Annotated in this window: 19 protein-coding genes and 1 pseudogene; 10 read left to right on the forward strand and 10 right to left on the reverse strand. The window is 65.4% G+C overall.

What is annotated here, in order from left to right; genetic code table 11:
- Positions 1 to 567: 567 nt before the first annotated feature.
- The 3 genes and pseudogenes from ACVCL3_RS01670 (at position 568) to ACVCL3_RS01680 (ending at position 1,805) form a co-directional block, all read left to right on the forward strand.
- Complete coding sequence (locus tag ACVCL3_RS01670; RefSeq protein WP_447099453.1) at positions 568 to 1,194, forward strand: HD domain-containing protein; 627 nt, start codon at positions 568 to 570, stop codon at positions 1,192 to 1,194.
- A gap of 86 nt (positions 1,195 to 1,280) precedes the next feature.
- Positions 1,281 to 1,525: pseudogene (locus ACVCL3_RS01675) on the forward strand (type II toxin-antitoxin system Phd/YefM family antitoxin).
- A 25-nt stretch (positions 1,526 to 1,550) separates the two neighbouring features.
- The gene (locus ACVCL3_RS01680) at positions 1,551 to 1,805 is read left to right on the forward strand and encodes a Txe/YoeB family addiction module toxin (RefSeq protein WP_447100283.1); all 255 of its coding nucleotides are present in this window, start codon (positions 1,551 to 1,553) and stop codon (positions 1,803 to 1,805) included.
- 138 nt (positions 1,806 to 1,943) lie between these two features.
- Here ACVCL3_RS01680 and ACVCL3_RS01685 read toward each other — a convergent pair whose 3' ends face one another.
- Complete coding sequence (locus tag ACVCL3_RS01685; protein ID WP_447107242.1) at positions 1,944 to 2,210, reverse strand: hypothetical protein; 267 nt, start codon at positions 2,208 to 2,210, stop codon at positions 1,944 to 1,946.
- Positions 2,211 to 2,225: 15 nt separating this feature from the next.
- Here ACVCL3_RS01685 and ACVCL3_RS01690 point away from each other — a divergent pair, with 15 nt between their 5' ends.
- The 3 genes from ACVCL3_RS01690 (at position 2,226) to ACVCL3_RS01700 (ending at position 4,717) form a co-directional block, all read left to right on the forward strand.
- Positions 2,226 to 3,248 (forward strand): type IV toxin-antitoxin system AbiEi family antitoxin, encoded by a 1,023-nt coding sequence (locus tag ACVCL3_RS01690; protein WP_447100284.1) that lies wholly within the window; start codon positions 2,226 to 2,228, stop codon positions 3,246 to 3,248.
- Entirely contained in the window at positions 3,220 to 4,089 is an 870-nt protein-coding gene (locus tag ACVCL3_RS01695; RefSeq protein WP_447100285.1) for a nucleotidyl transferase AbiEii/AbiGii toxin family protein, read from the forward strand. Before ACVCL3_RS01690 ends, ACVCL3_RS01695 begins: the two co-directional genes overlap by 29 nt.
- Positions 4,090 to 4,222: 133 nt before the next feature.
- Positions 4,223 to 4,717, forward strand: a complete 495-nt coding sequence (locus tag ACVCL3_RS01700) for a hypothetical protein (protein WP_447100286.1) — start codon at positions 4,223 to 4,225, stop codon at positions 4,715 to 4,717.
- Between the two features lie 59 nt (positions 4,718 to 4,776).
- Here the strand turns inward: ACVCL3_RS01700 and ACVCL3_RS01705 are convergent, their stop codons facing one another.
- On the reverse strand, positions 4,777 to 5,124 hold the full coding sequence (locus ACVCL3_RS01705) for a hypothetical protein (protein ID WP_447100287.1): 348 nt from the start codon (positions 5,122 to 5,124) through the stop codon (positions 4,777 to 4,779).
- A 378-nt stretch (positions 5,125 to 5,502) separates the two neighbouring features.
- Between ACVCL3_RS01705 and ACVCL3_RS01710 the strand changes: the two genes are divergently transcribed.
- From ACVCL3_RS01710 to ACVCL3_RS01720, 3 genes are all read left to right on the forward strand, one after another.
- Positions 5,503 to 8,166 carry a TonB-dependent receptor plug domain-containing protein gene (locus tag ACVCL3_RS01710; protein ID WP_447100288.1) on the forward strand — a complete coding sequence of 888 codons (2,664 nt, stop codon included), beginning with the start codon at positions 5,503 to 5,505 and terminating at the stop codon, positions 8,164 to 8,166.
- A 227-nt stretch (positions 8,167 to 8,393) separates the two neighbouring features.
- A complete protein-coding gene (locus ACVCL3_RS01715) occupies positions 8,394 to 9,833 on the forward strand; it encodes an amidohydrolase (RefSeq protein WP_447100289.1) in 1,440 nt (479 codons plus the stop codon).
- Entirely contained in the window at positions 9,830 to 11,197 is a 1,368-nt protein-coding gene (locus tag ACVCL3_RS01720) for an amidohydrolase family protein (protein WP_447100290.1), read from the forward strand. The genes ACVCL3_RS01715 and ACVCL3_RS01720 overlap by 4 nt, the downstream gene beginning before the upstream one ends.
- Here the strand turns inward: ACVCL3_RS01720 and ACVCL3_RS01725 are convergent.
- The 3 genes from ACVCL3_RS01725 to purB all read right to left on the reverse strand — a co-directional run bounded on the left by ACVCL3_RS01725 (position 11,173) and on the right by purB (position 14,672).
- On the reverse strand, positions 11,173 to 11,376 hold the full coding sequence (locus ACVCL3_RS01725; protein ID WP_395118700.1) for a hypothetical protein: 204 nt from the start codon (positions 11,374 to 11,376) through the stop codon (positions 11,173 to 11,175). The genes ACVCL3_RS01720 and ACVCL3_RS01725 overlap by 25 nt on opposite strands.
- A 13-nt stretch (positions 11,377 to 11,389) precedes the next feature.
- On the reverse strand, positions 11,390 to 13,201 hold the full coding sequence (locus ACVCL3_RS01730) for a DUF885 domain-containing protein (RefSeq protein ID WP_447100291.1): 1,812 nt from the start codon (positions 13,199 to 13,201) through the stop codon (positions 11,390 to 11,392).
- A gap of 103 nt (positions 13,202 to 13,304) precedes the next feature.
- Positions 13,305 to 14,672: an adenylosuccinate lyase gene (purB, locus tag ACVCL3_RS01735; RefSeq protein ID WP_447100292.1), complete on the reverse strand. Its 1,368-nt coding sequence runs from the start codon at positions 14,670 to 14,672 to the stop codon at positions 13,305 to 13,307.
- Positions 14,673 to 14,896: 224 nt separating this feature from the next.
- Here purB and ACVCL3_RS01740 point away from each other — a divergent pair, with 224 nt between their 5' ends.
- The gene (locus ACVCL3_RS01740; RefSeq protein ID WP_447100293.1) at positions 14,897 to 16,279 is read left to right on the forward strand and encodes a class II fumarate hydratase; all 1,383 of its coding nucleotides are present in this window, start codon (positions 14,897 to 14,899) and stop codon (positions 16,277 to 16,279) included.
- An 84-nt stretch (positions 16,280 to 16,363) separates the two neighbouring features.
- Here ACVCL3_RS01740 and ACVCL3_RS01745 read toward each other — a convergent pair whose 3' ends face one another.
- From ACVCL3_RS01745 to ACVCL3_RS01765, 5 genes are read right to left on the reverse strand one after another with little or no spacing between them, the layout of a single operon-like run.
- The gene (locus tag ACVCL3_RS01745) at positions 16,364 to 17,053 is read right to left on the reverse strand and encodes a hypothetical protein (protein ID WP_447100294.1); all 690 of its coding nucleotides are present in this window, start codon (positions 17,051 to 17,053) and stop codon (positions 16,364 to 16,366) included.
- A gap of 34 nt (positions 17,054 to 17,087) precedes the next feature.
- The gene (locus tag ACVCL3_RS01750; protein ID WP_447101554.1) at positions 17,088 to 18,053 is read right to left on the reverse strand and encodes a hypothetical protein; all 966 of its coding nucleotides are present in this window, start codon (positions 18,051 to 18,053) and stop codon (positions 17,088 to 17,090) included.
- 11 nt (positions 18,054 to 18,064) lie between these two features.
- Complete coding sequence (locus ACVCL3_RS01755; RefSeq protein WP_395118686.1) at positions 18,065 to 18,922, reverse strand: ABC transporter ATP-binding protein; 858 nt, start codon at positions 18,920 to 18,922, stop codon at positions 18,065 to 18,067.
- Positions 18,919 to 19,293, reverse strand: a complete 375-nt coding sequence (locus ACVCL3_RS01760) for a GntR family transcriptional regulator (RefSeq protein WP_395118684.1) — start codon at positions 19,291 to 19,293, stop codon at positions 18,919 to 18,921. The genes ACVCL3_RS01755 and ACVCL3_RS01760 overlap by 4 nt, the downstream gene beginning before the upstream one ends.
- Before the next feature lie 2 nt (positions 19,294 to 19,295).
- A complete protein-coding gene (locus tag ACVCL3_RS01765) occupies positions 19,296 to 19,643 on the reverse strand; it encodes a hypothetical protein (protein ID WP_395118682.1) in 348 nt (115 codons plus the stop codon).
- Positions 19,644 to 19,912 lie beyond the last annotated feature (269 nt).

The raw sequence follows: 19,912 nt of genomic DNA on the forward strand, positions 1-19,912 counted from the left end.
AGGGTGCGATTGGATGGTATCGAAGGCGACTAGATGAGACAAGCAAATAGCGAAAATTCAGTCGTTTATGTTGCGTGCGATGCGGCATGAAACGGCATGAAACATGGCGGATGCAGGCACTCTCTCCGCCAGAAAAGCAAAACGCCCCGAGTGGGGCGTTTTCCTTTTCTGGCGGTGATGGCAGGAATGAGAACCCACTGGTTATTCGGCGCATCCTGCACCTCACCCTTCGGTCCGTCGGCTTCGCCGACGTTCGCTCTGGCATCCTGCCTCCGCAGTCGGCGAATTCGCCGGGAGCGAATTCGGGCAGCCGCAGGCAGGCCCCGCAGTGCGCAGCGCGAAGGGGTTTGGCCCATGGATGGGCCCAACAATCCCCGCGGACGGCACGCAACAGCGCAATGTAATGACCCAGTGATTTTCTGCTCAGGTGCCAACTTTTTACGGAGAGCACGATGAGCCAAGTGATGGAAGAAGAGATCAAGCGTTGAACGGCGTCCGCTACGCTCTCAGCCCTTGCGCCGCGCCGCCATCATCATTGGCTACGATGAAACCGTCACAGGGGGCAGCATGACCACGCTATCCGATCGCTTCAGCCAGGCCGTTGACTACGCCCGCATCGCCCACGCCGCGCAGGTGCGCAAGGGCTCGAACATCCCGTACCTCTATCACCTGCTCGGCGTGGCCAGCCTGGTGATCGAGTTCGGCGGTAACGAAGACCAGGCCATCGCCGGCCTGCTGCACGACACCATCGAGGATTGCGGTACCGGGCATGAGGCGGCGATCCGCAAGCAATTCGGTGATGCCGTCGCCAACATCGTGGTGGACTGCACCGATGGCACCGCCGAAGGCAAGGCCAGCCACACCGATCCGGAAGCCAGACGCCGCGACTGGATCGAGCGCAAACTCGCCTACCTCGCACACCTGAAACAAGCCCCGGACGCCACGCTGCTTGTCTCCGCCTGCGACAAGCTGCATAACGCCCGCGCCATCGTCCAGGACCTGGAAGATCCCGAAGTTGCCACGCGCGTATTCGATCGGTTCACCGGCGGACGCGACGGGACCTTGGGCTACTACCAGGCGCTGGTAGAAATCTTCTCGAGTCGTGGCACGAAGGTCGCCAGGGTGCTCGACAGCACGGTGGACCTGATGCATGCGCTGGCAGGCGCGGGGGAACGCAAGGCGCTTGCTGGCTGATTCGCCGGCTTGGACCCGCGGCATTTGACCGGCTGCGGGCCGTCGGCTAGATCATGTACAGAATAATGTACATATCGCGATAGCCCATGGACACCATCACCTACACCAAGGCCCGTTCCAGTCTCGCCGAGACGATGGAGCGCGTCTGCGAGGATCATGCGCCGGTGATCATTACCAAGAAGGACGAGTGGTGATGATGTCGCTGGCCGATTGCCAGTCGTTGGATGAGACCGCGTACCTGCTGCGTAGCCCCAGGAACGCGCGCCGCCTGCTGGAATCGATGGCGCAACTGGAATCCGGTGGCGGCAAACCACTCAGGCTGGCCCGCTGAACCTAACTCGCTGAGCTTGGCCGGCATGCAGCTGATCTTCTCTGACGCGGCCTGGGAGGATTACCTCCACTGGCAGGCCCACGACCGCAAGCTGGTGGCGCGCATCAACAAGCTGACCGACGCCACCATGCGCCACCCCCTCGAAGGCATCGGCAAACCCGAACCCTTGCGACACGGGCTGGCCGATTATTGGTCGCGCCGCATCAACGGCGAGCACCGCATGGTGTACAAGCCCGTTGCCGACGCGCTGCTGATTGCGCAGTTGCGGTATCACTATTGAGCAACAGGCAACGGTCGCGGCTGGCTTTGAAAAACCACCCACGCGGCGGTGTAAAGACATCGACATGCGCCGTCGACTGGTCGGGGTCGATCCAACGCCCTATGCTCTGGCGTGTTCGAGTCGGGGGAGTCGCCAGAGTCATGCTTCATGGATAAGAGAAAACTGTCCGAAGCGGACATCTGCCTGAAGTTCATCACACCCGCCCTGGTCGCCAGCGGTTGAAACGTGAATGAGCAGGTGTTTCAGGAGTTCACGCTCAAGGCCGGCCGCATGGTGGTGCGGGGCCATCGTGCCGCGCGCGACAAGTCCAGCATCCGCCGCGCCGACTACCTGATCTTGCATCGCGATGCTCGCACGGGTTCGAGGCCGCATCTTGTCCACAATTGACTTCTGTCCACAAAACATGGACAAATCCCAATCATGGACAAACACCGCCGTCAACACGAACCGGATCTGCTGCAGGCTGCCTTGACCGCGGTGCAGCTGCCAGGCCTGCAATGGGAAGTCGTCGAACGGGAGCCTGGCGGCCAGGCGACGCGCGGCGATGCCGTGCTGTGCCTGCGTTTCGATGGCCGCGAGCTGCGCTACGTCGCCGAGCTGAAGCGCGGCCTGCGCCGTGCCACGCTCGGCGCGGCGCTGCATCAGCTGGCGAACCACGGCGAGCAGGGGCTGCTGGTGGCCGACTACGTTACGCCGCCGATGGCCGACGAGCTGCGCCGGCGCGGCGTGCAGTTCATTGATGCCGCGGGCAACGCCTGGCTGACGCAGCCGCCGCTGCATGTCTGGGTGAAGGGTGAGCGGCCGAGGGAAGCCCTCGCGCCGCCGACGCAGGGCGGCCGTGCGTTTCAGGCCACCGGGCTGCAGGTGCTGTTCGCCCTGTTGTGCCGGCCGGCGGCGGTGGACCTGCCGTATCGGGAGATCGCCGCCCTGGCGGGCGTGGCGCACGGCACGGTGGGCTGGGTGATGGCCGAACTGCCGCAGCTCGGCTTCGTCGCCACGTTGCGCAAGCGGCGCCGGCTGATCGATGCGGAACGGCTGCTCAAGCGCTGGGTGGATGCGTATCCGCAGCGGCTGCGGCCCAAGCTGCTGCTGGGCCGCTACGACACGCGCAAGCTCGACTGGGTCGAGGCCATCGACGCAACGCGCTACGGCTTGCTGCTGGGCGGCGAGCCGGCAGCGGCGCGTCTGACGCAACACCTGCGGCCCGGCACAGCCACCTTCTACGGCAACAAGGTCGAACCGAATCTGCTGACCGATCAGCGTCTGCAGCCGGATCGTAACGGCAACGTGGAAGTGCTGCGACGCTTTTGGAATTTCGAGGGCGAGACCCCCGGCATGGTGCCGCACTTGCTGGTGTACGCGGACCTGCTGGCGATCGGCGATACGCGCTGTGTGGAAATCGCAGGGGAAATGCATGCAGGGATCGCCGCTGGATTTGCGTGAGCAGCCCGGGCTGGCGGTGTTGGCCAGGCTGGTGGCGACGATGCACCGGGCCTGGCCGGATGCCAAGCCCTTGCTGGTGGGCGCGATGGCGCGCGACGTGCTGCTGTCGTTCGCGCATGGCATACGCGTGGCGCGCGCCACGACCGACATGGATTTCGCGTTTGGGTTGGATGGATGGAACAGCTTCGCCGGTTTGAGGAACGCCCTGCTCGCCGACGGATCTTTCGCCGAAGTGCCCGGCGTGCTGCATCGGTTGGTGTTCGAGCAGTGCCATCGGGTGGATCTGCTTCCCTTAGGCGGCGTGGAGCGGGCCGATCGCAGCATCGCCTGGCCGTCGCCGCATGTCGTCGAGATGACCATGCTCGGCTACCGCGAGGCGGCGGCGCAGGCAGTCGCGGTACGGCTGCCGGATGACGTGGTGGTGGCTCTCGCCTCCTTGCCGGCGCAAGCCGTCCTGAAGCTGCTCGCCTGGCGTGACCGACGCCACGAACGGCCGGGCGTCGATGCCGGTGACCTGCGCCTGCTGCTGCGCAGTTATCTAGAGGCGGGCAACATGGAACGCCTGTATGCGGACGCGAGCCAACTGCTCGAAGCGAGCGATTACGACCATGCCCGTGCCGGCGCATGGTTGCTGGGCCACGACGCCAGAAAGTTGCTGCACCCGTTGGCGAACGCCGGTGTCACAGTCGCATTGGACGCGGTGCTGGATCTGCTGGCGACGGAGATCGACCCGGATGGCCGGCTGCTGCTGATAGGCGACATGCGGTCCGGCGACGTGCAGATCGACCTCGACCTGCTGGGCGCCTTTCATGCGGGATTGCGGGGCGCCGCGACCCCTTGAGCGAATCAGTCCAGAAAATGTGTCGGGGACAATCTTGGTTCCGGCTGATTGGCTGGTAGCGGGCAGGTGGCGCGCTACGCTGCGGCGTCGGCCAACGGACCGGCTTGTCTGCAACTCAATCAATGCAGTGAACATGCCTCAGAACCTGATCGATATCGACCTGAATGCCGAAGTGCTGGCGGCCATTGACGATGCCCTGGCTGCACTGGAGACGGGCTTTGCCTCGCTGATCGCGCTGACGCTCGAGCAGCGCCACGGGCTGACCAAGATGGGCGACAAGTCCGAGGCGTTCTGCCGGCAGGCCGGTCACGTGTTCAGCGACAACCCCGGGGTGCTGCCGCGCAATTTCGACCTGGCGGGTTGCCAGCGCGACATCGCCACGCTGGATGCGTTGCGCCCGCGCCTGGTGCGGTTGGGCAAGCTGCACCAGCGCGGCGTCGATACCGAGATGGCGGTGGGCAGCGACCTGATGACCAATGCGCTGGAGGGTTACGCGGTGCTGAAGGTGGCGGGCAAGGGGCAGGGGCTGGACGAGGCGCGCAAGGCGCTGGCCGCCCGCTTTGCCCGCGGTCCGCGCAATCCCGCACCGGCCAGTGAGCCGGCGCCGAGCGAGCCGCTGCCGGCCTGATTCGTCATTTCCTGAAGTGGAAGAGGCCCCGCAAGCGGGGCCTCTTTTTTTTCTGGCGCTCAGTGGCGCTGGCGGTGGATGTGGCGGCTGTTGCGGTTTTCCGCGCGGTTGAGGCGGCGGGTTTCGCCCTTGGTCAGGTGGCCGTTGTGCTTTGCTTCGGCGGCGCTTTCGCGCTGGGCGATGTTGGCGGCGCGGCGCTGGTCGTTGGCTGCCTGCTTCGGCGTGATGGTGCCGTTGGCGACGCCTTTCGCGATGCGCGCCTGCTGGTTGTCGATGCGCTGGTTGACCTCGTTGACGCGGGGGTGACCGGGGACGGTGGTGTCGGCGGCCATCGCGCTGGCGCTGGCGAACGCGGTGCAGGCGATCAGGCTGAGCAGACCGAGACGGATCATCGAAGCGTGGTTCATGACGGTGTCCTTCAGTGTGGGAGGCCGGCGGTTGGGTACTGCCATGTCGTGCCGGACGAATGGCGGCATGCCGGAAGGAGAACGCCGCTCGGGGTCACCGGTTGACGGCGTCACCAACGGCACCAACGGGGTCAGGTCCACTTTCCCGAACCTGCCTCGTTTCGAGCGGTTTCGCTACGCCGCTCCCGCCGCCCAATCATTTCTGTTGCCCCGGTGGACAAATGCCGGCGAGTCGCTTGATGAGTGCACCCATCGGCAAGGCTGTCGCCACGAAAGTGATCTCGCGCACGTACTACCAATGGAGGCCTTTTGGGACGCCAGGGGTCGGAGTAGTTTGCGTTGAGGGGGGAATGCAGCGGCCATCGGGAGGGAGACAACATGCATAACCATGCAGGGATCAACGTGGTTCTTTTGCGCGCCATTCGCGCGGCGCTTGCCGCTGCGGCGCTGGTCGCGTGCTCGGTGCAGGCGCAGGACACGGGCGCGTCGGACAGCGGACAGGCCCAGGCCAGCCAGGCGATCGCGGCACAAGGAAGCAACGATGCGGCGAAGGCCAAGTCGACCACCACCCTGCAGGAAGTGGTGGTGACCGGTACGCACCGGGCCGGCCTGTCGCCGACCGAATCCATTTCGCCGATCGACGCGTTCAGCGGCAGCCAGATCGCGAAGCAGTCTTCGGCGGACCTCACCGACGCGCTGACCAACATCGTGCCGTCGCTGACTACCCAGCGTTTTCCCATCGCTGACGGCACGTCGTTCGTGCGGCCGGTGTCGCTGCGCAACCTGTCGCCCGATCAGACCCTGGTTCTGGTCGACGGCGTGCGCTTCCATCGTTCGGCGCTGGTCAACTTGCAGCTCGATCCGCTGGGCACCTTCAACCAGGGCGCGCAGGCGGTGGATTTCTCGGTGTTTCCGTCCAACGCCATCGAGCGCGTCGAAGTGCTGCGCGATGGCGCCTCGGTGCTGTATGGATCGGACGCGATCGCCGGCGTGGTCAACGTCATCCTGAAGAAGGCTTCCTCGGGCGTGACGGTCAGCGCGCAGGTGGGCCAGTACGGCAAGGGCGATGGCAACCTGCGGCGCTACGACGTCGATGCGGGATTCCCGCTCGGTGCCGATGGCTTCGTGCATGTGAGTGCCGAGCGCGAAACCACCGACCCCACCTCGCGCGGGATGCCGCAAGCGGACGCGGCGGCCGTCGCGGCCGTGGTCGGTGCGGACCAGGTGCCGTATGACGGCTTCGGCCAGCGCTGGGGCGACCCGCAGACCAAGACCAACAAGCTGTTCGTCAACGCCGGCCTGCCGCTGTCCGGCGACGTGCAGCTCTACGCCACGGGCAGCTTCATGGACAAGAAGGTCCTGTCCAGCTTCTTCTACCGCAACCCGGTCTTGCCGGCCCAGTACGGCATCGGCGGCCGCTCCACCCTGGTCAGCTACGCCGATGGCACCCTGACCCCGGCGAACGCGCCGCAGTCGCTGGTGGACAACATCGTGGCCGGTGGTGGCGACCCGGCGAATTACCTGACGGCCAACGCGGCGAGTCCGAGCGGCTGGGTGCTGCTGAACCCGATCTACACGAAGTTCCCGGGCGGCTACAGCCCGCTGTTCGGTGCGGACATCAGCGATCACCAGCTGGTCGGCGGCGTGCGTGGCGGCGGGCAGAGCAACCTGCAGTGGGACCTGCACTACCGCACCGGCAGCAACGAGGTCGACTACCAGTTGAAGGGCTCGATCAACCCGAGCCTGGGCAGCCTGTCGCCCACCAACTTCCATCCCGGCAAGCTGACCCAGCGCGAGCAGGGCGCCGGTGCGGATTTCGTCCGTTCGTTCGACGATTCGCCGCTCACGCTCGCCTTCGGCGCGAACTGGCGCCAGGAGACCTACATCATCCACCAGGGCGACGCCGGTTCGATCGAGGTGGGGCCGACCGCGTCGGTGTTCGGGGTGGGCTCGGATGCCTTCCAGGGCTTTCCGGCCAACGCGGCCGGGCGCTTCACGCAGAACAGCGAGGCCGCCTACGTCGACGCCGAGACGAACTTCACCGACCAGTGGTCCGGCGCGGCGGCGGTGCGTTACGAGCGTGCGGAAAACTACGGCTCCAAGGTCGTGTACAAGCTTTCCAGCCGTTACGCGTTCACCGACGCGTTCGCGCTGCGCGGTACGTACAACACCGGCTTCCGCACACCGACCCCGGGCCAGGCGAACACACTCAATGTCACCACCACGGCTAACGCCCAGGGTGGCCTGATACCCGCCGGCACCTATCCGGTCGACAACCCGGTGGCGCGCGCGCTCGGTTCCAAACCGCTGAAGACCGAAACCTCCAGGAGCCTGTCCGTCGGCGCCGTGTGGACGCCGCTCGATAGCGTCACGACCACCCTGGACTACTACCGGATCAGGATCGACGACCGCATTGGCCTGGTCAGCAACCGCGTGAGCCAGGCCACCGTCGACCAGCTCGCCGCCGGCGGCTATCCGAACGCGCAGCTGCTGCTCGGCAGCGACGCCAGTTATTTCGGCAATGCGTTCGGGTCTGACATCCGCGGCATCGACTTCGTGCTCGATACGCGGCATCAGCTGGGCAATGGCAGGCTCAACATCGACTTCCGCTACAACCGCAACAAGCAGAACGTGGTCAAGGTGCAGCCGGACACGCTCAACGACGATTTCGTGTACGACCTCGAGCACCAGGTGCCCAGGAGCCGGTCGGTGCTCAGCTTCGACTACGCGCTGCACGGGTTCGATGCCATCGCGCGGATCAACCAATACGGCAGCTGGAGCACCACGGTCGGCCTGTTCGGCAGCAACAACCCGCCGGACGACGTCAATCACTACAGCGGCAAGACGCTGCTCGATCTGGAGGCCAGCTACAAGTTCAACGACACCTTCACGGTGGCCATCGGCGGCAACAACGTCTTCGATACCTACCCCGGCAAGGAGCAGAACGCCACGCTGCAGTTCCTTGGCGTCAAGTACGCGCTGACCTCGCCGTTCGGTTTCAACGGTGCGTTCTGGTACGCGCGCGTGACAGCAAGCTTCTGACCGGTCGTCGCCATGGACCGTCTCCCCGGGTGTGCCCGGGGGGACGATAGTTGATGGCTCAGCCGACGAGCGCGCTCTCCGCTGACCCAGTAGCCTCACGCCGCCCCGCGCCATTGCAAGCAAGACTTTGCCGCCACTTCCATGTACGGTTTGCGGACGGCGGCAACGGATGCGCCGCACATCGCAGCCAGGGCTGGCGTGGCATTGGGGCCAACTTGGGAGCGAAGATGAAATCGTCACACTTGCGCGCGGCGGTGCTCGCGGTTTTGCTGGTGGTGTCCGCCGGGGTGGTCGCCCAGGCTGCAACGCCGCAGCCCACCGAATTTCCGCCGGACGCCTTCCCGTCCACCTACCAGCCGCTGCCTTCGCAAGTCACGCTGATCGAGCACGCGACGATCTACACCGGTACCGGCGAGCGCATTGACGATGGGTCGGTGCTGTTGCGTGACGGCAAGGTCGCGGCGATCGGCAAGCAGGTCGAGGCGCCGGCCGGTGCGGTGGTGATCGATGCCAAGGGCAAGTTCGTCACGCCCGGACTGATCGACGTGCATTCGCATCTGGGCGTCTATCCGTCGCCATCGGTGGATGCCACCGCCAACGGCAACGAGATGACCAACCCGACCACGCCGCAGGTGATGGCCGAGCATTCGGTGTGGCCGCAGGACCCGGGCTTCAACACCGCGCGCGCCGGTGGCGTGACCACGCTGGAGATCCTGCCCGGTTCCGGCAACCTGATCGGCGGGCGCAGCGTGGTGTTGAAGAACGTGCCGGCCACCACCGTGCAGGCGATGAAGTTTCCGGATGCGCCGTATGGCCTGAAGATGGCCTGCGGCGAGAATCCGATGCGGGTCTACGGAAGCCGTCACCAGTTTCCGTCGACGCTGATGGGCGACGTCGCCGGCTACCGGCAGGCGTTCGCCGACGCGCAGGCCTACGACCGCGAGTGGAAGGCGTGGGAGGCGAAGGTCAAGGCCAAGGGCGCCACGGAGGCCGGCCCGCCGCCCAAGCGCGATCTGGGCAAGGAGACTCTGGCCGAAGTGCTCGGCGGCAAGATCCGCGTACAGATGCATTGCTACCGCGCCGACGAGATGGCCGCCTTGCTCGACGTGGCAAACGAGTTCGGCTTCAAGATCGCGGCGTTTCACCATGCCGTCGAGGCGTACAAGATTCCGCACCTGCTGGCGAAGACGGACACCTGCGCGGCGATGTGGGCCGACTGGTGGGGCTTCAAGATGGAAGCGTGGGACGGCATCCGCGCCAACATCGCGATGGTCGATGCCGGCGGTGCCTGCGCGATGATCCACTCGGACGACGAGAACGGCATCCAGCGCCTCAACCAGGAAGTAGCCAAGGCGCTGGCCGCAGGGCGGCGTGCCGGGCTCGACATCAGCAAGGAGCACGCGGTGATGTGGATGACGCTCAACCCGGCCAAGGCGCTGGGCCTGGCCGACCGCATCGGCTCGCTGGAACCGGGCAAGGATGCCGACGTGGTGATCTGGAGCGCCGACCCGTTCAGCGTCTACGCGCGCACCGAGAAGGTGTTCCTCGACGGCGCCGTGGTCTACGAGCGCGACGAACCGCAGCGGCAATCGACCTCCGATTTCATGCTGGGCAGCTTCATCGACCCGCATGCCACCGATGCCGCCGCAGGGGAGGGCGCACGATGAAATACCTGGCCATGATCCTGGCGATGCTCTGCGTCGCCTGCAGCCCGGCCGACCATTCGGACGGCCATGCCGATACCGCGGCGGCCAGTTCCGCGGCGCCTGCGAATGGCAACGCTGCCGGCGATGGCAAGACCTACGCCATCACCGGCGGCACCGTGTACACGCTGGGCGCCGCCGGCAAGATCGAGCACGGCACGGTGCTGGTCAAGAACGGCAGGATCGCCGCGGTGGGCGCCAACGTCGAGATTCCCGCCGATGCCGAGCGCATCGACGCCACCGGCAAGATCGTCACGCCCGGCATCTTCGACCCGCAAAGCCAGTTCGGCATCGTCGAGGTGGGCGCGGTGAAGGAAACCCGCGACGCCTCGGCCGGCGACTCGCGTTTCAGCGCCGCGTTCGACGTGGCCGACGCGATCAACCCGCGCTCGATGCTGATCCCGGTCAACCGGATCGCCGGCGTCACCCGCGCGATGGTGTCGCCCACCAACGGCGACAAGCACATCATCGCCGGCCGTGGCGCCATCATCGACCTGGGTTCCACCGAAGGCTTCATCCATCGCGATGCGGCAGCGATGTTCGCCGCGCTGGGCGAGACCGGTGCCGCCCAGGCCGGCGGCTCGCGCGCGGCCGCCATGCTGGCCCTGCGCGAGGCGCTGCAGGATGCGAAGGACTACGCCGACAACACCAGCGCCTATGCCAGCAACCAGCGCCGCACGTACGCGCTGACGCGGCTGGACCTGGAGGCGCTGGGCCCGGTGCTGGCGGGCAAGGAGCCGCTGGTGCTCCACGTCGAGCGTGCCAGCGACATCGAGGCGGCGTTGCGGCTGGCCGGCGACTTCAAGCTGAAGCTGATCGTCTCCGGCGGCGCCGAAGCCTGGATGGTCGCCGACGAACTCGCCGCCGCCCACGTGCCGGTGCTGCTCAATCCGCTGGAAGACCTGCCGGCACATTTCGAGACGCTGGGCTCGACCCTGGAAAACGCCGCGCGCCTGCAGAAAGCCGGCGTGATGATCGCCTTCGCCACCGGCGACACCCACAACGCGCGCAATGTCACCCAGGCTGCCGGCAATGCGGTGGCCAACGGCCTGCCGTGGCTCGACGCGTTGAAGGCGCTGATGCTGAACCCGGCGCGGATCTACGGCATGGACCAGGATGTGGGCACGCTGGAGCAGGGCAAGCTGGCCGACGTGGTGATCTGGAGCGGCGACCCGCTGGAACTGTCCAGCTTCGCCGACCAGGTATTCATCGCCGGCCGCAAGATTCCCATGGTCAGCCGCCAGACGATGCTGCGCGACCGCTACATGCAGGCGATGCGGGAGAAGCACGCCTTGCCGCCGGGTTACATCATGCCGACGGCGCCGTAGGCATGTGCCGCGTGCTCCTTCGCCTGCAGGCGAAGGAGCCGGTCGTCGCAGGCCAGGCACTGTCCGCCGGCTCTTCCCCATATCGCCATGCGCGTGGCGAGTGCATCTGCCGCTGCTCCGGCAACCTGGATGGCGGTGCTGTTCCAGTAGCCGGTGGCACGGGTCGACTCCTTCGACATGCCGTGTTCCAGGCTACTCGGCCGCCGCAGTCGCCTTGGCGTCCGTCACCTCATCCACCGTCCACAGCTTCGCCTCCACCTTGCCGCCCAGCATCTGCTGGCGCACCAGCGGAATCGGCGGGCCGCCGTAGCTGAGGAACTGGTCGTGGAAGGCTTTCAGCGCATTCGGGCCGGGGTGCGCCGCGATCCAGTCCTTGCGCAGCTGCATGATCATCAGCTTGCCCATGGTGTAGTTGAGATAGGCCGGGTCGTAGGTGCCGCGGGCGGCCTGCTGGCGGGCGTTGCCGGGGTCCTGGAAGGCCTTGTCGCGGAACATCTGCTCGGACTGGGCCATGCTCATGCCGCCGGTGTGCAGGCCGATTGCCGAGAGATAGCGCACGTCACGCAGCAGGGCGTTGGTGAGCTGGCCGATGTGGACTTCCGGCGTGGCGCCGTCGAGGCCGGCGTCGAACATCATTTCCTCGGCGTAGTGCGCCCAGCCTTCGGCGAAGGCGTAGCCGACGAACAACTGGCCGAACTTCCAGTGCGCGCGATTGGCGTGCAGGAACTGCAGGAAGTGGCCCGGCCACACTTCGTGGGCGGAGACGAACAGCAGCGCGGCCTTGCCCGGCACATAGGCGGCCTGGTCAGCCTTGCTCCAGGTCGGGTCCGGCGGGGCGATGTAGTACACCGACGGCAGGTTTTTCTCGTACGGGCCGGGGATCTCGATATAGGCGAAGTTCCAGCGGTTGAACGGCGGTGCCTCTTCGGCCTTGGCCTGCTCGGTGCCGGGAATGCTCACCAGATCCTTGTCGACGATGAACTGGCGCAGGCTGGCGAGCTGCGCGCGGGCGCCTTCAACTGCTCCGCCGACGGGTTTGTCGGCGCTCTCCTTCGCCACGCAATCCTTCAGCGATTGGCCCGGGGCAAACTTGTCGCAGGCGCTCTTGAGCGAGGCAAGGTTGCGCGCAAGATCGGATTCGCCGATCGCCTTGAGCTGGTCCAGCGGAAGGTCGACCCGTTCGGTGGCATGCAGCATCTTCGCGAACTTGTCCGCGCCCAGCGCGAAGTCCTGGGTGGCGTGCGGTTTCTGCGCCTTGAGCCAGTCGGCCAGCTCTTGCGAGGCCTTGATGGCGGCGGCGTTGCTGGCCTTGAAGCGCGCCTGCAGGGCATCGTCCTTCACCTGGGCGAAGATGCCGGGCACGTCGGTCTTGAAGAAGCTGGCGAAGCCTGCGAACGAATTGACGCCCACGTCGATGTACGAGGCGGGCAGTGGCAGCTTGAGGTTGGCCTTGATCTGCGCCAGCGCCTTGGGCAGCGCCTCCTGGTAAGTCACGAAGGCCGCCATGCGCTGCGCCAGCGGCGCGTATGGCCGGGTCAGGTACATGCTCGGCGACAGGTCGCCGGTGTAGAAGGTGGGGTTCTTGTACGGAGCGCCCGAATCCTCCAGCCAGAACAATTGGCCGTCGATCACCGCCAGTACGTAGTCGCGCTGGAATCGGCCGCGGGCATCCAGCTCGTCATCGGTGAATGCGGCAAAGCTCTTCCTTTGCGCATGCAGCCAGTCCGCGTTGGCCTTCAGGCCTTCGGCGCTGAAATCGGGCAGACGGCCGTCGAACTCGTGCTTGCCGGCGTTGGCCGCGAACACCGGGTAATGCTGGAAGTAGCCGGCAAGGAACGCGTCGACGTCCGTTGCCAGTGTCGCGTTGCGGCCGGCGTCCGCCGCGTGGACGCTGGATGCGGCGGCCGGCGTGGACTGGCCCGACAGCGAGGCGTCGGCGGAGCAGCCGGCAAGAAAGGTGGCGGCAACGACGGCAGAGAGTGTGAGCGCGCGCAATGGATGCATGTCGACTTCCCCGGGATGATCGCAAGCGCCGAGCCTAAGGCGTACTGCCGGTTCGACGCAATCGCGCGGGGGGTGGTGCCGGTTGTCGTGCCGCGCGGAGCGGTCAGATTTCCTTCGCCAAGCGCTCTGCCAGCCCGATGTAGCCGGCCGGCGTCAGCTCCAGCAGGTGCTGCTTCGCATCCGCCGGAAGTTCAAGCCCGGCGATGAACTCGCGCATGGAATCCCTGGTGATGCCGTGGCCGCGGGTCAGTGCCTTGAGCTGCTCGTAGGGTTGCGGCAGGCCGTAGCGACGCATCACGGTCTGTACGGCTTCGGCCAGCACTTCCCAGCTGGTGTCGAGGTCGGCGGCGATGCGTTCGGCGTTGATGTTGAGTTTGCCCAGGCCCTTCTTCAGCGATTCCAGCGCCACCAGCGTGTGGCCGAAGGCGGTGCCGAGCGCGCGCAGCACGGTGGAATCGGTGAGGTCGCGCTGCCAGCGGCTGATCGGCAGCTTCTCGGCGAAGTGACCCAGCAGCGCGTTGGCGAGGCCGAAGTTGCCTTCGGCGTTCTCGAAGTCGATCGGGTTGACCTTGTGCGGCATGGTCGAGGAGCCGACTTCACCGGCCTTCAAGGTCTGCTTGAAGTAGCCCAGCGAGATGTAGCCCCAGATGTCGCGGGCCAGGTCGATCAGGATGATGTTGGCGCGGCGCACCGCGTCGCAGTATTCGGCGACGTTGTCGTGCGGCTCGATCTGGGTGGTGTAGGCGTTGTAGTCGAGACCGAGGCTTTCGACGAAGCGCTGCGAGAAACCCCGCCAGTCCATTTCAGGGTAGGTGATCACGTGGGCGTTGTAGTTGCCCACCGCGCCGTTGATCTTGCCGGAGACTTCGACCGCCGCCAGCTGCTTGCGCTGACGTTCCAGGCGCGCCACCACGTTGGCGATCTCCTTGCCCAGCGTGCTGGGCGAGGCGGTCTGGCCGTGCGTGCGCGAGAGCAGCGGCAGGCCGGCGTTGTCGTGCGCCATCTGGCGCAGCGTGTCGATCAGCGCATCGAGCTGCGGCAGCAGCACGCCGCGGCGCGCGTCGCGCAGCATCAGTGCGTAGGAGAGGTTGTTGATGTCCTCGCTGGTGCAGGCGAAGTGCACGAACTCCTTCGCCTGCGCGAGGCTGGCGTCGGCGCCGATCTTCTCCTTGATGAAGTACTCGACCGCCTTGACGTCGTGGTTGGTGGTCGCCTCGATCGCCTTGATCCGCTCGCCGTCGGCTTCGCTGAAGTCCTCCGCGATGGCTTTCAGGGTGGCGACCTGGGTCGCGTCGAAGGCGGGGAGTTCGACGATCTTGGGCTCGGCGGCAAGGGCCAGCAGCCATTCGATCTCCACCTGCACGCGGCGATGCATCAGCCCGAACTCGCTGAAGATCGGACGCAGCGCTTCGACCTTGCTGGCGTAGCGGCCGTCCAGCGGCGACAGGGCGGTCAGGGCGTGGTGGGACATCGGGGCGTTCCGGCGAGGGGAAACGGGCATTTTACATTGCCGGCGGCTCCGTGCCCGGCGGCTTATAGTGGGCGGACGTGACCGTCTCCCGTTCACCCTGAGCGTAGCGCCGAAGGCGCGAAGTCGAAGGGTATCAAGAGGGCTTCGACTTCGCGCCTTCGGCGCTACGCTCAGCCCGAACGGTCCAGGCGATGCCACGGTCCCACCCCGAAGGAATTTCCCCAATGAACAACTTCCGCATCGAACACGACAGCATGGGCGAACTGCAGGTACCCGCCGACGCGCTGTATGGCGCGCAGACCCAGCGCGCGATCGACAACTTCCCGATTTCCGGCCTGCACCTGCCGCGGCCGTTCATCCGTGCGCTGGGGCTGATCAAGGCCGCGGCGGCCGACGTGAACCTGTCGCTGGGCCATCTGAAAAAGGGTCAGGCGGCGGCGATCCGCAAGGCGGCGCTGGCGGTGGCGGACGGCCAGTACGACGCGCAATTCCCGATCGACATCTTCCAGACCGGTTCGGGCACCAGCACCAACATGAATGCAAACGAGGTGATCGCTCACCTGGCGGTTGCCGCGGGTGCGAAGGTGCATCCGAACGACCACGTCAATTACGGGCAGAGCTCGAACGACGTGATCCCCACCGCCATCCACGTCAGCGCCACGCTGACCGCCAGCGAGCAATTGCTGCCGGCGCTGAAGCACCTGCAGAAGGCGATCGACAAGCGCGCGCGCGAACTGAAGAACACGCCCAAGACCGGCCGCACCCACCTGATGGACGCGATGCCGATCACCTTCGGGCAGGAACTGTCGGGCTGGGCGGCGCAGGTCGGCGCGGCCATCGAGCGGATCGAGGATGCGCTGAAGCGCATGCGCCGACTGCCGCAGGGCGGCACCGCGGTGGGCACCGGCATCAACGCCGACCCGAAGTTCGGCCCGGCGATGGCCGCCCAGCTGAGGAAGCTGACCGGGGTGAAGTTCGAGTCGGCGCAAAACTACTTCGAGGGCATGGCCGCGCAGGATGCGGCGGTGGAGCTGTCCGGCGCGCTGAAGACGCTGGCCGTCGCGTTGATGAAGATCGCCAACGACCTGCGCTGGATGAACTCCGGCCCGCTGGCCGGCCTGGGCGAGATCGAGCTGCCGGCGCTGCAGCCGGGCTCGTCGATCATGCCGGGCAAGGTCAATCCTGTGATTCCCGAGGCCGTGGCGATGGTCGCGGCGCAGGTGATCGGCAACGATGCCTCGATCACCATCGCCGGCCAGAGCGGCAATTTCCAGCTCAACGTGATGCTGCCGCTGATCGCGCACAACCTGCTGCAGTCGATCGGCATCCTGGCCAACGTCAGCGTGCTGCTGGCGGACAAGTCCATCGCCGGCTTCAAGGTCAACAAGGCGCGGGTGAATCAGGCGCTGGCGATGAACCCGATCCTGGTCACCGCGCTGAACCCGGTGATCGGCTACGAGAAGGGCGCGGCCACCGCCAAGCAGGCGTACAAACAGCACCGGCCGATCATGGACGTGGCGCTGGAAACCACCGGGCTGAAAAAGGACGAGTTGAAGAAGCTGCTCGACCCGATGGCGCTGACCCGCGGCGGCATCCACGAAAAATAGACAACCAGGGATTCGGGATACGGGATTGGTGATTTGCAAAGGCATCGCCTTTGCTTTTGCTCTCGCGAATCCCGAATCCCGTCCTCAGAACGACAGCACGGTCACGCCTTTCTTGTGGCCCGAGTTGGCAATGTTCTTGTCGCAGTCCTGCACGTCTTCCTCCGTCATCGTCGCGTAGGGCTTGAATGCGGGCATCGTGGTTGCCAGCTGCTGCTGGGCGGCGCGCAGGTCGGGCAGGCGTTTGCACAGTTCGAGGGCGGCGGCCTGGATGCGGTCGGTCTGCGGCTTGATCGCCGCCTCGATTTCCGCGTCGCTCTTGCCGCTGAACGCGCCGCTCAGCGCTGCGCTGGCGGCATGCATGCCGAGGTCCGCGCCTTGCGTGCCGATCGCCATGCCGGCCTCGGCGATGTCGATGATCCGCTGGCGGTAGTCGAGCAGCATCTGATGCTGTTCCGGCGTGGCCGCGACCTTCTCGCCGTCGATCAGAAGGTCGCCCTGTGGCGTGATCTGGGCCTTGGATGTCGTGCGGCCCTGGCGCAAGGTTTTGCCGATGTGGACGGTGTCCACGTCGATGTTCTTGGTGGCCAGTTCGCGTTTGGCCTGCTGCATCGCGTCGTCGACGCGGCGGGCCACCCACGAGCTGGGCGCCTTGTCGCCGGCCTGCGCAGTGGTGGCCGGCGAGGCCGGCTGGGAGCCAGCCTGGTCCGGTCTGCCGCAGGCCGCCAGCGGCAGCAGCAGGGTCAGGGCGAGGGTGTTGAGCGTAAGGGATTTCATGGGTGCTCCTTCAAGTCGAGGGCTTGATCGCGACTCAGCTGTCGTCGCGCCAGCGGCGGAACCAGACGGCGCCAACGAGCATGGCAACGCCCACTATGGCGCCAATCCACAAATCAGGTGTCGCGAGTAGCGCGTAGGTCTGTTCGATATTCATCAGGTCCAGTCCGGGCTGGCCGGGAACTTGCCCCATGGAGATGTTCCCGTCGTTCCAGAGAATGCTTATGCCAGGGAACGCGCTGAACAGCCCACGCAACACGATGTTGATCCAGAACCAGCTCGACGAAAGGTTGAAGAGTCCCATGATGCCGAACCAAGTGATCAACAGGCCGGTCGCAACGGGCAGCGCCAGCGCCCAGAGGAACGGCTTGCCGCGGGCCCATGCCGAGCAGAGCATCAACCATCCGATCGTCGGCAGCGCCCACAGCAGATACACCGGGATATAGCCGATCACATTGAACATGACACGGAAGGGGTGCGCCAGGATCAGGATCTGCCATACGTTGACGCCGTGGAATGAGAGCGTCACGGCCAGCATGAGTAGCAACAGCACACCTACGAGAATACCTGCGACGGTCGCGATCAAAGGCGCGAGAACAGCCGCACTGACGACCTTGGACAGCACGGTGGCTGAGTCGGATATCGGCAACGATTTCCAGAACAGGATGCTTCGATCGCGCCGATCGTCATACAGTGCTCCGAGGCAATAGAAAAAGACCACGAAGCCCATGACGACCATGGTCATACTCAGTGCCGCGTACAAGGCCATATCAAGCAAGCCGCCGATTTGGCTTGTATCACCGGCATCCATGTGATCGATAGCGTTGCGCACCAGACCGCTGGCACCAAAATTGATGCCGGCGTGCGCACCGAGCACTTCGGCGGTGATTATGGCCATGATTCCCAGCAGCAGGAACACGCCGCCGGTGATGACCGGAGCCCAGAAGAAACCGCCGCGATGTTCCCAGAACTCGCGCTTGACCAGCCAGAACAGCGTGTTCATCGTGGAGGTTTTCATGCGTAGGTTCCCTTCATGGTGGCGACGAACAGGTCGCTGATGGATGGCCGCCGGGTTTCGCCCAGGGCTTCCAGTTGCGCGCGTCCGACACCGTCGAACAGAAAGATGCTCTTGCCGAAGACCTGGCGCTCGTCCAGCGGCTTCAGCGCACGGGCGGCCTCGGACCGGTCGGCGTTGACCATCACCTCGATGTAGCGCTCGCCCACGGCGTCCATGTCCGCGTCGAGCACGATCCTGCCGTCGCGGATGAACATCAGGTCGGTGAGGATGTGCTCGACTTCCTCCACCTGGTGGGTGGTGACGATGATGGTCTTGTTCTCGTCGAAGTAGTCCTCCAGCAGGTTCTGGTAGAACTGCTTGCGGTAGAGGATGTCCAGGCCCAGGGTCGGCTCGTCCAGGATCAGCAGCTTGGCGTCGATCGCCATCACCAGCGCCAGGTGCAACTGCACGATCATGCCCTTGGACATCTGCCGCACGCGCTGTTCGGGCTGCAGCTTGGTGCGGGCAAGGAAGGCCTCGCACTTGGCGCGGTCGAAACGCGGATGCACGTGGGCGACGAAGTCGACCACTTCACGCACGCGAATCCAGCGCGGCAGCACCGCCACGTCGGCGATGAAGCACACCTCGCCCATCAGCCGGTCGCGCTGCTTGCGCGGGTCGAAACCCAGCACGTTCAGCTCGCCGGTGAAGTCGGTCAGGCCCAGGATGGCCTTCAGTGCGGTGGTCTTGCCGGCACCGTTGGGGCCGATCAGGCCGACGATGCGACCGGGTTCGACCTGGAAACTGACGTTGTCCAGCGCGACCGTCGACTTGTAACGCTTGCCGAGGCCGCTGGCCGTGATGACCGCGCTCATGCTGATGGCTCCTGGTGGTTGCCGGCTTCCCGCATCAGGGTCTTGAGATCCAGTCCGAGGCGCTGCAGGCGGGCATGCAACGCCGGCCATTCCTCGCGCAGGAAGCGTTCCCGTTCGGACTTGAGCAGCGCATCGCGCGCCCCTTCGATGACAAACATGCCCAGACCCCTCCTTTTTTCCACGAGTTGTTCGTCGACCAGTTCCTGGTACGCCTTCGATACGGTCAGCGGGTTGATCTGATAATCCGCCGCTACCTGGCGTACCGACGGCAGCGGGTCGCCTTCATTCAAGGCGCCGTCCAGGATCATCGCCACCACACGCTGGTGCAGTTGGCGATAGATCGGGACGCTGTCGTTCCAGGCGATGGTCATGGTTATTCCTTGGTGATGCGATCGAACTTCTTGCCAAACGAATAGTAGGGCATGACCCACTGCGCCCCGAGCAGGCCCAGCGGCTCGATCGTGTCGCCCAGGCGCAGCTGCGCGTCGGCGGGCACGACGGCGAGGTTGGCGGCGCTGCCGTCGTCGATCAGCGCCGCGGCGCGCCATTCGGCGGCGCTCGGATGCACGGTGACGGGGGCCAGGTTGGTGACGTGGGCCGGCGTGCTGGTGTGGCTGTTGCCGACCGGCTGCCAGGCGTCGACGTTGTACAAGACGGCGCGCAGGCTCGCGAAGGTGAGCAGGATGGCCGCGGCGCCGGCGATCAGTTTGTACGCTTTCATGTCGAACCTCCTTTGGTGCTCTGGGTTAGTGGTGTTGTAGTGAACTATAACACCGACTTTTGAGCCGTCAAGGGGAAATTCGGATTTGACTACATGACTGATGGCCTATGGGGCGGGGGAATAGGGAATAGGGAATAGCCGAAGCCAAGAGCATCAGGGCGGCGCTTTTCCGCTCTTTCTATTCCCTATTCCCTATTCCCCATTCCCTATTCCCTATTCCCTGCTCCAAACAAAAAGCCGGCTTCGCAGCCGGCCTTCTCGGGTCGTCA

Source organism: Rhodanobacter sp. UC4437_H4, from assembly GCF_052978425.1.

Coding starts and splice junctions, on each gene's coding strand:
- ACVCL3_RS01670 (WP_447099453.1), top strand. CDS start 568: ATGACCACGCTATCCGATCGCTTCAGCCAGGCCGTTGACTACGCCCGC.
- ACVCL3_RS01680 (WP_447100283.1), top strand. CDS start 1,551: ATGCAGCTGATCTTCTCTGACGCGGCCTGGGAGGATTACCTCCACTGG.
- ACVCL3_RS01685 (WP_447107242.1), bottom strand. CDS start 2,210: ATGTTTTGTGGACAGAAGTCAATTGTGGACAAGATGCGGCCTCGAACC.
- ACVCL3_RS01690 (WP_447100284.1), top strand. CDS start 2,226: ATGGACAAACACCGCCGTCAACACGAACCGGATCTGCTGCAGGCTGCC.
- ACVCL3_RS01695 (WP_447100285.1), top strand. CDS start 3,220: ATGCAGGGATCGCCGCTGGATTTGCGTGAGCAGCCCGGGCTGGCGGTG.
- ACVCL3_RS01700 (WP_447100286.1), top strand. CDS start 4,223: ATGCCTCAGAACCTGATCGATATCGACCTGAATGCCGAAGTGCTGGCG.
- ACVCL3_RS01705 (WP_447100287.1), bottom strand. CDS start 5,124: ATGAACCACGCTTCGATGATCCGTCTCGGTCTGCTCAGCCTGATCGCC.
- ACVCL3_RS01710 (WP_447100288.1), top strand. CDS start 5,503: ATGCATAACCATGCAGGGATCAACGTGGTTCTTTTGCGCGCCATTCGC.
- ACVCL3_RS01715 (WP_447100289.1), top strand. CDS start 8,394: ATGAAATCGTCACACTTGCGCGCGGCGGTGCTCGCGGTTTTGCTGGTG.
- ACVCL3_RS01720 (WP_447100290.1), top strand. CDS start 9,830: ATGAAATACCTGGCCATGATCCTGGCGATGCTCTGCGTCGCCTGCAGC.
- ACVCL3_RS01725 (WP_395118700.1), bottom strand. CDS start 11,376: ATGTCGAAGGAGTCGACCCGTGCCACCGGCTACTGGAACAGCACCGCC.
- ACVCL3_RS01730 (WP_447100291.1), bottom strand. CDS start 13,201: ATGCATCCATTGCGCGCGCTCACACTCTCTGCCGTCGTTGCCGCCACC.
- purB (WP_447100292.1), bottom strand. CDS start 14,672: ATGTCCCACCACGCCCTGACCGCCCTGTCGCCGCTGGACGGCCGCTAC.
- ACVCL3_RS01740 (WP_447100293.1), top strand. CDS start 14,897: ATGAACAACTTCCGCATCGAACACGACAGCATGGGCGAACTGCAGGTA.
- ACVCL3_RS01745 (WP_447100294.1), bottom strand. CDS start 17,053: ATGAAATCCCTTACGCTCAACACCCTCGCCCTGACCCTGCTGCTGCCG.
- ACVCL3_RS01750 (WP_447101554.1), bottom strand. CDS start 18,053: ATGAACACGCTGTTCTGGCTGGTCAAGCGCGAGTTCTGGGAACATCGC.
- ACVCL3_RS01755 (WP_395118686.1), bottom strand. CDS start 18,922: ATGAGCGCGGTCATCACGGCCAGCGGCCTCGGCAAGCGTTACAAGTCG.
- ACVCL3_RS01760 (WP_395118684.1), bottom strand. CDS start 19,293: ATGACCATCGCCTGGAACGACAGCGTCCCGATCTATCGCCAACTGCAC.
- ACVCL3_RS01765 (WP_395118682.1), bottom strand. CDS start 19,643: ATGAAAGCGTACAAACTGATCGCCGGCGCCGCGGCCATCCTGCTCACC.